The organism is Pseudomonas sp. GW821-FHT07F05 (assembly GCF_059418765.1).
In genome coordinates this window covers 59,964-74,175 of sequence record NZ_JBWKQL010000012.1, presented here as the reverse complement: position 1 = coordinate 74,175, position 14,212 = coordinate 59,964, and the positions used below count along the sequence as shown (strand labels likewise).

At 62.6% G+C, this 14,212-nt stretch carries 11 protein-coding genes and 3 pseudogenes; 5 read left to right on the top strand and 9 right to left on the bottom strand.

The genetic code is table 11. The features are described from left to right. The first annotated feature begins 705 nt into the window (after positions 1-705). The 3 genes from AC07RO_RS21390 (at position 706) to xopAW (ending at position 3,625) form a co-directional block, all read left to right on the top strand. Positions 706-1,458: a response regulator gene (locus AC07RO_RS21390; protein ID WP_346626371.1), complete on the top strand. Its 753-nt coding sequence runs from the start codon at positions 706-708 to the stop codon at positions 1,456-1,458. Further along, positions 1,455-2,537: a sensor histidine kinase gene (locus tag AC07RO_RS21385; RefSeq protein WP_495087011.1), complete on the top strand. Its 1,083-nt coding sequence runs from the start codon at positions 1,455-1,457 to the stop codon at positions 2,535-2,537. Before AC07RO_RS21390 ends, AC07RO_RS21385 begins: the two co-directional genes overlap by 4 nt. 287 nt (positions 2,538-2,824) lie before the next feature. After that, positions 2,825-3,625, top strand: a complete 801-nt coding sequence (gene xopAW / locus AC07RO_RS21380) for a XopAW family type III secretion system calcium-binding effector (RefSeq protein WP_495087010.1) — start codon at positions 2,825-2,827, stop codon at positions 3,623-3,625. Between the two features lie 69 nt (positions 3,626-3,694). On the opposite strand, the gene AC07RO_RS21375 is transcribed toward xopAW, so the two are convergent. The 9 genes and pseudogenes from AC07RO_RS21375 to AC07RO_RS21335 all read right to left on the bottom strand — a co-directional run bounded on the left by AC07RO_RS21375 (position 3,695) and on the right by AC07RO_RS21335 (position 11,790). Next, positions 3,695-4,747 (bottom strand): AI-2E family transporter, encoded by a 1,053-nt coding sequence (locus tag AC07RO_RS21375; protein WP_495087009.1) that lies wholly within the window; start codon positions 4,745-4,747, stop codon positions 3,695-3,697. 162 nt (positions 4,748-4,909) lie between these two features. Next, positions 4,910-5,830 carry a cation diffusion facilitator family transporter gene (locus AC07RO_RS21370; RefSeq protein WP_495087008.1) on the bottom strand — a complete coding sequence of 307 codons (921 nt, stop codon included), beginning with the start codon at positions 5,828-5,830 and terminating at the stop codon, positions 4,910-4,912. Between the two features lie 75 nt (positions 5,831-5,905). Then, entirely contained in the window at positions 5,906-6,724 is an 819-nt protein-coding gene (locus AC07RO_RS21365) for a DUF4892 domain-containing protein (protein WP_495087007.1), read from the bottom strand. 198 nt (positions 6,725-6,922) lie between these two features. Then, on the bottom strand, positions 6,923-7,777 hold the full coding sequence (locus AC07RO_RS21360) for an alpha/beta hydrolase (RefSeq protein ID WP_346629735.1): 855 nt from the start codon (positions 7,775-7,777) through the stop codon (positions 6,923-6,925). Beyond that, on the bottom strand, positions 7,774-8,607 hold the full coding sequence (locus AC07RO_RS21355; protein ID WP_346629734.1) for an alpha/beta fold hydrolase: 834 nt from the start codon (positions 8,605-8,607) through the stop codon (positions 7,774-7,776). Before AC07RO_RS21355 ends, AC07RO_RS21360 begins: the two co-directional genes overlap by 4 nt. A 635-nt stretch (positions 8,608-9,242) precedes the next feature. Next, the gene (locus tag AC07RO_RS21350) at positions 9,243-9,686 is read right to left on the bottom strand and encodes a hotdog fold thioesterase (protein ID WP_495087006.1); all 444 of its coding nucleotides are present in this window, start codon (positions 9,684-9,686) and stop codon (positions 9,243-9,245) included. A 79-nt stretch (positions 9,687-9,765) separates the two neighbouring features. After that, a complete protein-coding gene (gene sixA, locus AC07RO_RS21345; protein ID WP_346626380.1) occupies positions 9,766-10,224 on the bottom strand; it encodes a phosphohistidine phosphatase SixA in 459 nt (152 codons plus the stop codon). A 200-nt stretch (positions 10,225-10,424) separates the two neighbouring features. Beyond that, positions 10,425-10,745 (bottom strand): annotated as a pseudogene (locus AC07RO_RS21340) (DUF4389 domain-containing protein); the annotation flags it as partial. Between the two features lie 19 nt (positions 10,746-10,764). Then, positions 10,765-11,790 (bottom strand): NAD(P)H-dependent glycerol-3-phosphate dehydrogenase, encoded by a 1,026-nt coding sequence (locus AC07RO_RS21335; RefSeq protein WP_346626381.1) that lies wholly within the window; start codon positions 11,788-11,790, stop codon positions 10,765-10,767. A gap of 313 nt (positions 11,791-12,103) precedes the next feature. On the opposite strand from AC07RO_RS21335, the pseudogene AC07RO_RS21330 reads away from it, so the two are divergent. Further along, positions 12,104-12,473, top strand: a pseudogene (locus AC07RO_RS21330) (hybrid sensor histidine kinase/response regulator); the annotation flags it as partial. Between the two features lie 68 nt (positions 12,474-12,541). Continuing rightward, positions 12,542-14,044 (top strand): annotated as a pseudogene (locus AC07RO_RS21325) (response regulator); the annotation flags it as partial. Positions 14,045-14,212: the final 168 nt, after the last annotated feature.

The following is a 14,212-nucleotide window of genomic DNA, read 5'->3' as shown; positions in this document are numbered from 1 at the left end:
AGGGAGATCAAACGCTGAGGACTTGTAGGAGTGAGCTTGCTCACGAAGGGGTCGGTACATCCACCGGATATCGGGTGTTTGAGATAAAGCATTCGCGAGCAAGCTCGCTCCCACAGATGGGGTGTCCAATCAGCAAAACTGTCGCCGCCTGAACTGGCCTCTTCCCGGCTAAAGCCAGTCCTACAGGGCGTACGCGGTGCTTTTGTAGGACCGGCTTCAGCCGGGAAGCTCTTGATCTGCTTTTGATCTTGATCTTGATCTTCATACGCAAGACGTCCAAACGACACCAATCGCGACTTGGGTGCAGGCCGAACGCAGACGACGCGGAGTGGGCCGAGCCGCATGGATGCGGCGAGAGCGCCGTCAGGACATGGATGTCCGTTCGGCGCGGGCCCACGGAGCGTCGTAGGAGTGAGGGTATCCCGACGAAGGAGGGACCTAGCCAGGAGCAAGCACCCTTGGTTACTTGGGGTGCTTTTCCAAGTAACTCGCCGAAGGCGAAACAGTCTGCCCCCAGGCAGACGCCCTTGATCTTGATCTTGATACGAAGCACGGCAGGTCAGCCGTGTACCGACCTTGATACATTCACGACAATCCACCGACACCTGCCCCCCTCACCCTTCCGCCCCGCTCGCCAGCGAAGTAGCATGGCAGCGTCGACTCCTACCCGCGGCCCACTCGGCAGCACCACACGGCGGCAGCACCATGCAGACAACACCCGACAGCACCACCGCCACCGCGCCGAGCGAAGAGCGCCGCTGGAACACCCGCGCCCTCATCGTCGACGACGACATCCCCATCCGCGAACTGCTCTGCGACTACCTCGCCCGCTTCAACATCCACAGCACCGGCGTCACCGACGGCAACGCCATGCGCCAGGCCCTCACCGAAGACACCTACGACGTCGTCGTCCTCGACCTCATGCTCCCCGGCGAAGACGGCCTCTCCCTCTGCCGCTGGCTGCGCAGCACCTCCGACATCCCCATCCTCATGCTCACCGCCCGCTGCGAACCCACCGACCGCATCATCGGCCTGGAACTGGGCGCCGACGACTACATGGCCAAACCCTTCGAGCCCCGCGAACTCGTCGCGCGGATCCAGACCATCCTGCGCCGCGTGCGCGATGACCGCACCGAAGAACGCACCACCCTGCGCTTCGACAACTGGCGCCTGAACAGCGTCCTGCGCCAACTCACCGCGCCGGACGGCCTCGTCGTGCCCTTGTCCAACGCCGAATTCCGCCTGCTGCGGGTCTTCCTCGAACGGCCGCGTCGCGTGCTCAACCGCGAACAACTGCTCGACGCCGCCCGGGGCCGCTCCATTGAAGCGTTCGATCGCAGCATCGACCTCCTCGTCTCGCGCCTGCGGCAGAAGCTCGGCGATGACCCGAAATCCCCGCAACTGATCAAAACCGTGCGCGGCGAAGGCTACATGTTCGACGCCCGGGAGATTGGTTGATCCGCTCGGCCGACACGCTGTTTGCCCGGCTGTTTGGCGGGGCAATGCTGGCGATCGTCCTGGCGCACCTGCTCGCATTCGTCTGGTTTCACCACTACGGCCCGAGAATGCCGCCCCCGCCCGGTTGCGATCGGCCGATGGAAAGCCAGATGCAAGCGCCAGCCGAACGCGACGGTGCAACGGACGACGACCTTCAGCGCCCTCCTCCACCGCAAGGATGCCGCCCGCCGATGCTCGGCATTCCGCTGGTGCCCTTGCTGTTCCAGCTGATCAGCCTGGTGCTCGCCGCCTGGTTCGGCGCCAAGGCCCTGAGCCGGCCGATCCGCCGACTGAGCGAAGCGGCCGAGCGCCTCAGCGAAAACCTCGACAGCCCGCCCCTGGCCGCCAATGGCCCTCGCGAGGCACGTCAGGCGGCGCAGGCGTTCAACCTGATGCAGGAGCGCATTCGCGAACAGGTGCAACAGCGCGGGCGCATGCTCGCCGCCGTGTCCCATGACCTGCGCACGCCGCTGGCGCGTCTGAAACTGCGGGTCGAGCAAATCGACGAGACGCGGCTGCACGGGCAGATGAGCCAGGACCTCAACGACATGATCGGCATGCTCGACGCGACCCTGACCTACCTCAACGAACAGCGCACCAGCGAAGCGCTGCAGTATTTCGACGTGCAGGCGCTGATCGAATCCCTCGCCGAAAACGCCCAGGACAACGGTGACGACATTCAGGCGAGCGGCACATGCCGGCCACTGAAGTCCCAGCCCATGGCCCTGCGTTCGTGCCTGAACAACCTCATCGACAACGCCCTGCGTTACGCCGGGCACGCGCGGGTGGAGATCGAAGACGCCAGCGATCGCCTGCGGGTCAGCGTCATCGATCACGGCCCCGGCATTCCTGAAGACCTGCGTGAAGTGGTGTTCGAGCCCTTCTATCGCGTCGAGAGCTCGCGCAATCGCAACTCGGGCGGCGTCGGCATCGGCATGACCATCGCCCGGGAAGCCGCGCGCCGAATGGGCGGCGACCTGCGCCTCGAAAAAACCCCCGGCGGCGGCCTGACCGCGGTGTTGGATCTGCCGCGAATCTGACCCGGAGCCATCAGCAGGATGGGACCGGGTGAGTTCGGTGGTACTGGCGATGGAGCCCATTGTGGGACCGGCTTTAGCCGGGAATTCGTCAGGCGTCACACCCTAAATCTGACGGTGTTCTGACTGGCCTCTTCCCGGCTAAAGCCGGTCCCACTGAGCGAAGCCTGACGCAAGCGCTCAGGTAACTCCGCCGGTACAAACCCAACACACCCACGACACGCCTTGCCCTGACGCTGCATAAGCCGGAGCACCGCCCGGCATTATCCATCTGATGGGGAGTCAGTCCGATGATCACAGGCGTCAGCGGCAGCAGCAGTTATTCCAGCTACACCAGTGCCAGCACGAGCAGCACCACCAGCACAGCCAACAGCAAGAAGTTCGCCGACGAATTATTGAAGAAACTCGACGCGAACGGCGACGGCAGCATCGACAAGGACGAGCTGAGCTCGTCGCTGTCCTCGGATTCCAAAGACGGCATTACCGTCAGCTTGAGCAAGGCGTTCGGCGATCTCGACAGCAATGACGACGACAGCCTCGACGCCGACGAACTGGCTGCGTTGACGCCTCCGCCGCCACCGCCGATGCAGATGGACGCCGCGTCCTCCGAAGACGAAGCGCAAAACCTGCTCAGTGCGCTGGACAGCGACGGCGACGGGACGGTCAGCAGCGATGAACTGACCACGGCGTTGAGCAGTTCAGACAGCAGCGCCGACAGCAGTAAGGTGTTCGACGCCCTCGACACCAACAAGGACGGCACCGTCAGCCTCGACGAGCTGACCGCCAGCCTGCAGGCCCAACAACCGCCGCCTCCGCCCCCTGCCGAAGCCGCCAGTGACCTGTTCAGCAGCCTGGACAGCGACAGTGACGGCAGCATCACCGCGGCCGAACTGACCAGCGCGTTGCAGGGCACGACAAATTCCGCCAGCACCTCGTCCTCCAGCAGCCAGACCGCCGCTAGCCAAACAGCCACTTCGCAAACCACCACCCAGGCGACTGAAGCCCTGAACCGCATGGTCGCGGCCCTCAGTGACCGTTACAACCTCAACAGCAACGCCACGTCCGGCAAAGACGTCAGCACCTCGGCCTGACGAAAAAAAACCGCCGCCGGGCTGAGCTCGGCGGCGGTTTTTTATGCCCGTGTTTTTTACGGGTGTGAGTTACTTGACCGGCTGCCGCGCGCGGCTGTCGCCGACCCAGTCCAGCAGCAAGCTGTAGGCCAACGCCAGCAAGGTCGGGCCGATGAACAGGCCGATGAAGCCGAACGCCAGCAACCCGCCAAACACCCCGAGCAGGACAATCACCAGCGGCAGGTTGCCGCCGCGACTGATCAGGTACGGCTTGAGCACGTTATCGACGCCACTGACGATGAAGGTGCCCCACAGGCCGAGAAAAATCGCCATGCCGTAATCGCCTCTCCAGGCCAGCCACGCCGTGGCAGGTATCCAGATCAGCGGCGGGCCCATGGGCACAAGGCTCAGCAGGAAGGTGCCGATGCCCAGCACCAAAGCGCCCGGTACGCCGGCAATCAGAAAACCGATCAGGGCCAGCACCGCTTGCGCCGCAGCCGTGCCGATCACACCGTTGACCACCCGTTGCACCGTGCCGGCCACCAGATCGAGGTAATACTGAGCGCGATCGCCGATCAGCCGTTCCAGCAGACTCAGCACGAACGCCGCCACCCGCGGCCCGTCGCGGTAGAAAAAGAACACGAAGATGATGCTCAGGGTCAGCTCAAGAATGCCGCCGCCGATCTGCGCACTGCGCGCCAGCAGCCAGTTGCCTACTTGCCCGAGGTAAGGCCGGACGCTGACCAGCAGCGCCGCGCCTTGTTGGTCGATGGTGTTCCAGTAACCCACCAACCGCTCGCCCACCAGCGGAACGCCCGCCAGCCAGGTGGGTGGATCCGGCAGGCCGTCCACTTGCACGTCCTTGACGAACGCCGTTGCGTCGCGCACGTGGTCCGCCAGATTGAAACCCAGCCAGACCAGCGGCGCGAGCACCAGCACCATCCACCCCAGCGTCAGAATCGCCGCCGCGAGGGACTCACGCCCCTTGAGCGCGCGGGTCAACAGACGCATCAGCGGCCAACTGGCAAACGCCAGCACCGCACCCCAAAACAGCGCCGACCAGAACGGCACCATCACCCACAGGCAGGCGCCGAGCAGCGCGAGCAGGAGAATCTGCACCAACAGGCGATCGTTATTGAACATCGTTCATTCCGCAAAAGAGGGGGTTTAATCCGAGAAGCATACCGTCTAACCACGCAGCCCGCCGCGCGCTCACACCCACGCCAGCCTTCAGGACGGAACCGAGACGGGTCTATGCGTGCTGAAGACCTGTCCACCGGTTTTTGCGGGCGAATTGACCTTCTATCACTCAGCCCATTCTTTATTAACGGTAAAAGCGATTGTCAGCCAACGATCAGGGCCGGTACCTCCGACCTCTTCGCCAATTTCATCCCGGATCAGATCCCATGCCTCCAGGGAGCGTGGCGGCAAGCCCGGTGGAACGATGAAGTAAATCTCGATCTGCCTCCCGCGCCCCACCCGGGCCACATAGGCACGGTAGGAAAGGAAGCCATGTCGCTGGACAGCATCGCTGGCAACGTCATCGACTCTTTTCTTCATTTCTGGCGGGGTCACCAGCAGAACATCTGCGAGAGCGTCACGAATCGTTGGCAGAGGCAAGGGTAAAACGATGAGACAAACAAGCGCCAACACCGCTGGATCTATGTAAGGCGATAACCATCCCAGCTCTGTGCCCCTGATAATCCAGCCGGTCAGGAACGCGACTAACAGAGCGCCGGTCATTGCAGCGGAGATTGTCCAGGCTTTAACGTCCAGGGCGATGAAGCTTGAATTGAGGCGTTTGTTTGCTCGTCGGCCATAGATGATCATTCCAACCGCGCTCACAAGGGCCACAAAAGCAAAAATGAGCGCGAGATCGAAGTCCAGGTGTCGCCCGCCCGCCATCAGGCTGCCGACGGCCATGATCAGACCATAGCCAGCGGTTCCAACCAGTAGCGTGCCGGATAAACCAAGCACAATGGGCTCAAGGTGCCAGAACCCCATCGTGAAACTCTTGGTCAGGCGGGCGCGACCGACATCGTTGTGAGAGAAGGCGATCAGCTTGGCAACGACCAGTGCAAAGCTCGTCATGATTGCGTCGATAAGGGTGTATACGCCGTCAAAAATAATCGACGCAGACCCGGTCAGCAGACCGAATACCACCCCAAAAATAGCCAGAGCAAACGTCACAATAATGGAAAGGCGAAGCACGCTTGGCTCTGTCATCTGACTCACGGGTACGATTGGAGGGCTGCATTGTAAACACACGGTGAAGTCAGACCAAACCTGGCTCTGCGGCCCTCAGCGAATGAGTTCGAGGGTCAGGCCGGGATTTTTCCGGTCGCCCGCTTCCAGCCGTGCAGCGCGTACGCCTTTGGCCACCAGCGCTTGACGCCACGCTTCGCGCTGATCCCCGGAAAGCGTAACCCGCAAGGTGCTGTCCAGATTCAGGCCACGGGACAGCAAGGTGATCCACGGCTCCTGCGGCTCAGCGGTCAGCATCGGCAGTTCCAGCTCGCCGGTGCTTTTCAGCTCGCGCAACAGGGTCGCGGAAGTCGGCAGCAAATCCCCCAGCGGCGTGCTCGACTGAAACTGCTCGACGTGGAGGAAAGCCCGGCGGTTGCCCCGGGTGATGCCGTACAACGCCACGAGTGTGTTGTCCGCCGGCGCGGCCAGGCGCAGCAGCAAGTAGGACTGACCGTTGTCGGCGCCATACAGCTTGGCATTGCCGAACACCTCGTTGGCCCACAGGCTGCTTTCGCCGCAATCCCGCGCCTGGCACCAGAACAGCAGCTGCGCGCCCTGCTGCTGTAGCGCTTCGCGGGCGGCGGTGAACGCTTCGTCGGCGCTGTGCTCGACCGGCAATTGGTAGGTGATGGCGGTGACGTTGCCGCGCCCGGACACTTGCCCGTCGAAGCGCAACTGGCCGCTGATCTTCCGAATCGAGCCCAGCGGGTAAATGCGTTCCAGCTCAACGGCAGGCCGATAATCGACGATTTCCGCGTCTGTCAGCCGCGGCACGATGGGCAAGTCCTGACTGCCGGGAACGTCGGCCGCCTGGGTAGCGGCGCTGAAGCCGGTCAGCAGCAGCGTCAGCGCGAGCGTGCGGGTGAACGTCATGGAAGCGCTCATGGCAGGGCAATCGGCGAGGCGGCGGCGAATGCAGCAGGCAAAGCACCCGTGGACGTAATCGGCAGGCAAAACAAAGCCGCGACAACGCGCGGCGAGCATGAAAATAAAACGGTGCGGCGTGGGCAGTGGTCCATCGTGCAGTCTCCTGTTTCAACTGCCCCAGCCTCGGCAGTTGCAGGTCGCAAGTCAAGGCACGGCGAAGAAGCGATTGAAACAGTCTGCAACAGAGCGCGCCCCTGCCTCGTCGTTGAGGTGCAGATGGTGCCCGCCCGGCAAGGACGTCACCGTAAAAGGAACACTGGCGAGCAGCTCCCGGTTCTGCGCGAGCATGCCCTCCTCGGCCACGATCAACTGTGCCGGACAGCGCACCGCCGTGACGAAAGCCAGCGCCTGCGCTCGCGTCAGACGAATCGACGAGGGCAAGGTCAGTCGGCTGTCGCTGCGCCAGGTGTAACCACCCGGCACCGGCATCAAGCCACGCTGGGCCAACAGCTCGGCGGCCTCACGACTGACCGCGACCATGCCTTTCATCCGCGCCTCCACCGCACGGTCCATGTCCGGGTAGACGGGCTTGCGCTTGCTCTGCTGGGTCAATTGCGCCTGCAGCGCCGCGCCCATGCGCTCGACCACAGACTCGGGCTCGCCCACCGGCGGAACCAACCCGTCGATCAAGGCCAGACGATTGACCCGCTGGGGAACCGCCGCCGCGACGATCACCGAAATAATTGCCCCCAGGGAATGCCCCAGCAGAGAAAACCGCTCCCAGCCCATCTGCCCCGCCACCTGCAACACGTCGTGGGCGTAGTCCGGCAAACCATACGCCGAACCCGGCGGGCGGTGGTCGGAGTGGCCATGCCCGGCCATGTCCAGTGCCAGGATCCGCAGCCCTTCAAGCTTGGGCGCCAGCCGCGCGAAGCTGTTGGCGTTGTCCAGCCAGCCATGCAGAGCGATTACCGGAATGCCGTCCTGGGGACCGAACAGATGGGCGGCCAGTTCGATATGGGGCAGGCTCAGGCGGATCTCTTCCACCGAGCAGGTCATGCGCGGGCTCGTTGCAGGGCGGCGTCAGTGGTCGCGCCTTCAGCCCTGGCCGTCCAGCGGGAAAACAGCGTTCTGAGCATGTGGGCGGTGTCCTCGGGATGTTCGAGCGGGAACATATGCCCACCGGGCACGGAAAGATACTCGCCTTCGCGCATGTTTTTGACCGACAGCGTATGGTGGCGCCGCACCACATCGCTGCTCTCGCCGCGCACCATCGCCAACGGTACGCGCAACTGACGGGCCAGACCGGGGCTGGTGTGGGGCACGCTGCGGTAGATGCTGATTTCGGTGGCAGGGTCGAAACGCAAGCGCAACCCGTCGCCATCGGCTTGCAGCCCGTGAAGCAGATACGCCTCGAAACACTCGGGATCGAAACGCCGAAACAGCGACTTGCCGGCAAAATAATCCCGCGCCGCCTCGACGCTGCTGAACACCTCACGACGCCCCAACGTCCGGCCCGCAGGCGTGATGCGATCGATAAACCCGAAGCGCTTGGCCGCCCGAATCATCCACTGATCGAACCGGGACAGCACCGGTGAATCCAGCATCACAACGCCGCGGTACAACTCAGGATGGCGCAGCGCCGCGTGATAATGCAGCACACCACCCAGCGAATGGCCCACGCCCCACACCGGTTGCGCCTGCTCGCGCAGATGATGAATCAACTCATCCACCAGCTCCGGCCAGTTGTCCGTCACCGGAAATTGCGGGTCATGGGCATGCTGCTCCAGATGACGAATCTCGAACTCAGGCCCAAGCGCCGCGAACAACTTGCCGTACGTGCCCGACGGGAAGCCGTTGGCGTGAGCGAAAAACAGAAGTTGAGCCATGCCGACACACCCAGAGCAACCAGAACAAGCCGCGATTGTGCGCACCGCCCGCCAAGCGCGGCAATGACCGGAACTGCCATCGATGAGGCCACTCCGGTCATGGGAAGGTTTATCTGGTGGGTGTGAGCGCCACGGCAGAGACGCGGAGCGTCTGAGGCGGCATTACCGCGCGGAGCGTGGGAACGATCGAGCGTTGGACCGTAAGATTGATGGTGCCCAATCCGGCCTCTTCCCGGCTAAAGCCGGTCCCACTCACAGCAGCGCGTGCAGCCAGTGGGAATGGCGGTGACCCTGTGGGACCGGCTTTAGCCGGGAAGCTTTTGATCTGCTTTGCTTTTGATCTTCATGCACAAGAAGCTCAGACGCCGCCAATCGCGACTTGGGTGCAGGCTGAACGCAGGTTTTGCGGAGTGGGCCGAGCCGCATGGATGCGGCGAGAGCGCCGTCAGGACATGGATGTCCGTTCGGCGCGGGCCCACGGAGCGAGACCGGAGTGAAGGAACCCTGAGGAACGAAGGGCCCAACCAGGAGCAGGCACCCTTGGTTACTTGGGGTGCTTTTCCAAGTAACTCGCCGAAGGCGAAACCGAGGCCGTTAGGCCGACGCCCTTGATCTTGGCTTCAAGCGCCTCGCCATCAGCGAGAAGGCGGCTGCTCACCATGGGGCACCACCGCCACCGTCAACCGGGAAATACAACAGGCCTTGCCGTCCTCCGTCGTCAGACGAATATCCCAGACATGGGTCGTGCGCCCGATATGCACCGGGTGCGCCACTGCCGTTACCCGCCCACTGCGCACCCCGCGCAAATGGTTCGCGTTGACCTCAATACCCACACAAAAAAACCGATCGGTATCAATCACCAGATAACTGGCCGTAGACCCCACCGTCTCCGCCAGCACCACCGACGCGCCGCCGTGCAACAAACCGTAAGGCTGATGAGTGCGCTCATCCACCGCCATGCTCGCCGTCAGAGACCGATCGTCGACCGCTTCAAACCGAATATCCAGCACCTCACCGACGGTGTTCTTCTGCTTCGCATTAAGCGCGTCAAGATCCGGAGGGCTACGCCATACACTCATGGTTCTTCCTTGTTATTAGCGAGTTATCAATACATATCACAGGCAGCAGGGGGAGCTGAGCAAACCGCTCACCGCCCCATCACTCAGCGTGCCGAACATCCACCAGTTCCATCGCACCGGCAAGGGGCAAATCCGCCTCAAGCTGAGCAAGACTGGCGGTGTGCATCGGTTGCGCCTGCTGCAAAGAGCCATGCACCGCCAGCCCGATCAACGTGCCCACCAAGGGCTGATGGCTGACCAGCAACACATTCTCCGCGCTGTACGCATCCAGTTGCTCGAGCACCTTGTGCGGATTGCAGTCCGGCGTCAGCCACGGCACGGTCACGATGGCATCGGTGAACCCGAGGGCCTGACGGACCAGCTCGGCGGTCTGCTGAGCACGCACATAGGGGCTGGCGATAATCCGCTGCAGCGGCTGACCCATCAGGTGAGCGGCGCTGCGCAACACCTCTTCGCGGCCCTTGGCCGTCAGCTCCCGCTCGGCATCCGTACGGGCCTGAGGTTTTGCCTCGCCGTGGCGCAAAATCCAGAGCTTCACGGTTTCGGCTCTTCGTTGGGCTTAACCGGCGGAGTAACCGACGGACTACCCGGCGCAGAGGACGATGCATCGGCAACAGGGGGCGACGTGTCGACCACCACCGGCGGGGTTTCGGAAACCACCGGCGGCGTGGCGGGAACCGGGTGCGGAGTCACTGGCGCCGGTTGAGGCGCGACGGGCGTCGTCTCAGCCGCGGCAGGCGCCGGTTGCGGCTTGACAACCACCACATGCGGCGCCTCGCCCTCAGGAGCACGCGGCGCAGGCCAGTCAGCAAAAGGCCATGGCTTCTGATCGGTGTGGAAGGTGCCAAAGCGACCGATCTGCGCCAGATACTGGCTCAGGCTGTCGCCGAACGACATGACGCTGAGGCTCGGCGCGCCATTGAACAGGCGGTAAACCAGCTGCACCAGGACAGCCACCCCCAGCACCACCTCCGCCACTTGCCAGACCAGCACAAACAGCACCATCCACAGGATGCGCAGCAGGATTGATTCGTGTTGCTTGAGTTTTGATTCGTTCAAGAGCTTCTCCGTGAAGGGATCAGTTGAAACCACTGGTTGAAATGAAGTCGACATCGGTCTTCGGCTCGGCGCGCATCAGCAGTTCGATGACCTGCTCCAGCGTGCGGCCCTCGAAAAGAATGGCGTGAAGCCCGGCCACCAGCGGCATGTAAACCTGCAGTTCCTGCGCCTTGGCCTTGAGCACCTTGAGCGTGTTGACGCCCTCCGCGACCTCGCCCAGTCGGGTCACCGCTTCGTCCAGGCTCAGGCCCTGCCCTAGGGCAAAACCGACCTGATAATTACGGCTCTTCGGCGACGAACAGGTGACGATCAGATCGCCGACACCGGCCAGACCAAGAAAGGTCATCGGATTGGCACCCTGACTGACCGCAAAGCGGGTCATCTCGGCCAGCGCGCGGGTGATCAGCATGCTCTTGGTGTTCTCGCCCATATTCAGCGCCACCGCCATGCCGGCGATGATGGCGTAAACGTTTTTCAGCGCGCCGCCCAGCTCCACGCCAAAACGGTCGGCGCTGGCGTACACGCGGAAAGTACGACCATGCAGCGCGGCCTGAACCTGCTGACAGAGGTCTTCATCTTCGCTGGCGACCACCGTGGCGGTGAGGGCGTGTTCGGCGATTTCCCGGGCCAGATTGGGCCCGGACAGCACGCCAATCCGCGCAGCGGGGGCGATGTCCTGAAGGATTTCGCTCATTAGTTTGAAGGTGTCAGCCTCGATGCCCTTGGTCAGGCTGACCAGCATCTTGCCGGCGAGCAGATCGACATGCGGGGTCAGTACGCCACGCAGCGCACTGGACGGCAGCGCCACGAACACCAGTTGACTGTCCTGCAAAGTGGCGTGCAGATCGGTGACCGGCTCGACGCCGTCGAGCACCTTGATGCCCTTGAGGTAGCGCGGGTTCTCGCGGTTCGTCCGGATCGCCTCGGCCTGCTCCGGATCGCGCATCCACTGCGTCACCCGATGACCGTTGCCGGCCAACAGATTGGCCACTGCGGTCCCGAAGCTGCCGCCGCCAAGGACCGCTATTGGTTGCTGCTGGGTCATAAAACAATCCATTCAGGGCCATCACATCTGGCGATGCGGGCATTATACGGAGCGTTAGTCTCGGGGCCAGCGGCAAAAGGTGCCCCCACGAACTTATAGCCGATCCCCCACTCTTGCCGAGGAAATTGCCCACAGCTCGGTTAAGATGCGCCCCCGAGATGAAAATTCCTCAGCGACGCCGATGAGCTATCGTCAGGTCGTTCCCGAAGAGATCAGTGACATGACACCAAGCGTTCACTTCCCGTGCCCCGTCAGGCTTTGCCATGCCTGACCCCCTGCACATCCTGCGAATCCGGTCAGCTGGAATCGCGTCGTGACGGCTCAGCGCGGCTGGAACATCAGCACCCGGACGCAGATCCTCAGCCTGGGCCCCGCGTTATTGCTGACCCTCCTGCTGATCAGCTTCTTTACTGTGGTGCGGATTCAGGACCTGCGACAGGAACTCAATAACACCGGGCAACTCATCGCCAACCAGTTGGCGCCCGCGTCGGAATATGGGGTCATCGTCGGCAATAACGCCGTCCTGGAAAACCTCATGAACGCCACGATGAACACGCCCCACGTGCGTTTTCTCGAAGTGCGCAACAGTGCCGGCAAGGTGCTGGTTCATGTCGAACCCGCCGAAGAACAAGGGCATTCGCGGCAGATGGAAGTGTTCCAGGCGCCCATCCGCCTGCAGCCGGACAGGTCCGCGCAGCCGTTCGAAAATGCCAACGAAGCCGGTTCCGGTGACGCCCCCAGCGTGCCGGCGGAAGGCTATCTGGGACGGGTGCTGGTGGGCATGTCCAGCGACGCCTTCAACCAGCGCGAGCAGGAGATATTGCTGAAGGCCGGTGTACTGGCGATGTTCGCCCTTCTCTTTATTTACATGCTGGCCAGACGCCTGTCGCTGAGCCTGTCCCAGCCGATCAGCGCCATGAGCGCGGCAGTGAAAGCCATTCAGCACGGCGATTACTCCGCCCCGCTGCCGGTTGCGGATGATGCCGAGCTGGGCGATCTGGCGCGGCACATCAACAATCTGGCCCTGGGCCTTGAGAAGGCCAGCCGCGAGCAGAAGCAGGCGATGGACGAGCTCATCCGCACCCGCGAAGAAGCCGAACGTGCCAACAACGCGAAGTCCGAATTCCTCGCCATGATGAGTCACGAACTGCGCACGCCCATGAATGGCGTACTGGGCATGCTGCAGTTGATGGAAACCACGAAGATGACCGATGAGCAGGCTGAATACGCCGCGTTGGCCATGGAATCCACCGAGCACCTGCTGCGGGTCATCAACGACATTCTGGATTTCTCCCGCTTCGAACGCGATGCGCTGGAACTGGAAAGCATTTCGTTCAACCTCGCCGACCTCATCAGCACCTCGGTTCAGGCGTTTGCCCACAACGCACAGCAGCGCGGTCTGGCACTCGAACTGGATCTGCCGCCGTCGATGGAGGCGCTACAAGTCAAGGGCGACCCGACGCGCATCCGGCAGATTCTGGTCAACCTGATCGGCAATGCGCTGAAATTCACCGAGTTCGGCAGCGTGCGCGTCGAAGCGGACTTCACCCTCGCCAACCCGCAGCACATTTTGTTCACCTGCGCGGTGCGCGACAGCGGCATCGGCATTTCTCCGGACCTGCTGGAATCGATGTTCGACGCGTTTCAGCAAGCGGACAATTCCATCTCCCGTCGCTACGGCGGCACCGGCCTGGGCCTGCCCATTGCGCGCAACCTGGCCGAACGCATGGGCGGGTCGTTGCAGGCCCAGAGCAGTGAAGGACTCGGCTCGGTGTTTCAGCTAAAAATCCCGTTGCAGCGGGTTCAGCCGCCGGTGATAGAACCCGCGTCCGGCGCCATGGGCGAATTACCCCAGAGCCGCGACGCCTGTGTGTTGCTGGTCGAGGACAACCCGGTGAATCGCACCGTGGTCGAGGCGATGCTGCGCAGCCTGGGCTTGCAGGTAAGCGTGGCGGCGGACGGCCTTGAAGCGGTGAACATGGCCAGCCGGGAAAGCTTTGCGCTGATTTTGATGGACTGCCGACTGCCGGTCATGGACGGCTACGAAGCCACGCGCCGAATCAGACTGCTGCCGGGGCTGGCGACGTTGCCCATTATTGCCCTGACCGCCAATGCCCAGCACGGCGACCGGGACATCTGTCTGCAAGCCGGAATGAACGATTACCTGGCCAAGCCATTCAAACGTACTGATTTACAGCAGGTTTTGCAGCGATGGTTGACCATTAAGGCATCTGCGACTGGCGGTAAAGGATAAATTCCGGCAGTCTTGTGTGCCGATTCGACCCACGCCCACGCGCGGTCGAAAAATTTCAGTGCACAGGTGTACTTTCATTTCACCCGTGCTGTGACTTTCACTACAACGCAATAGTCTATGAGTAGGCTGCCAGCAGAGGGATGACCCGCTGGCCAGACTGGGTAAGTA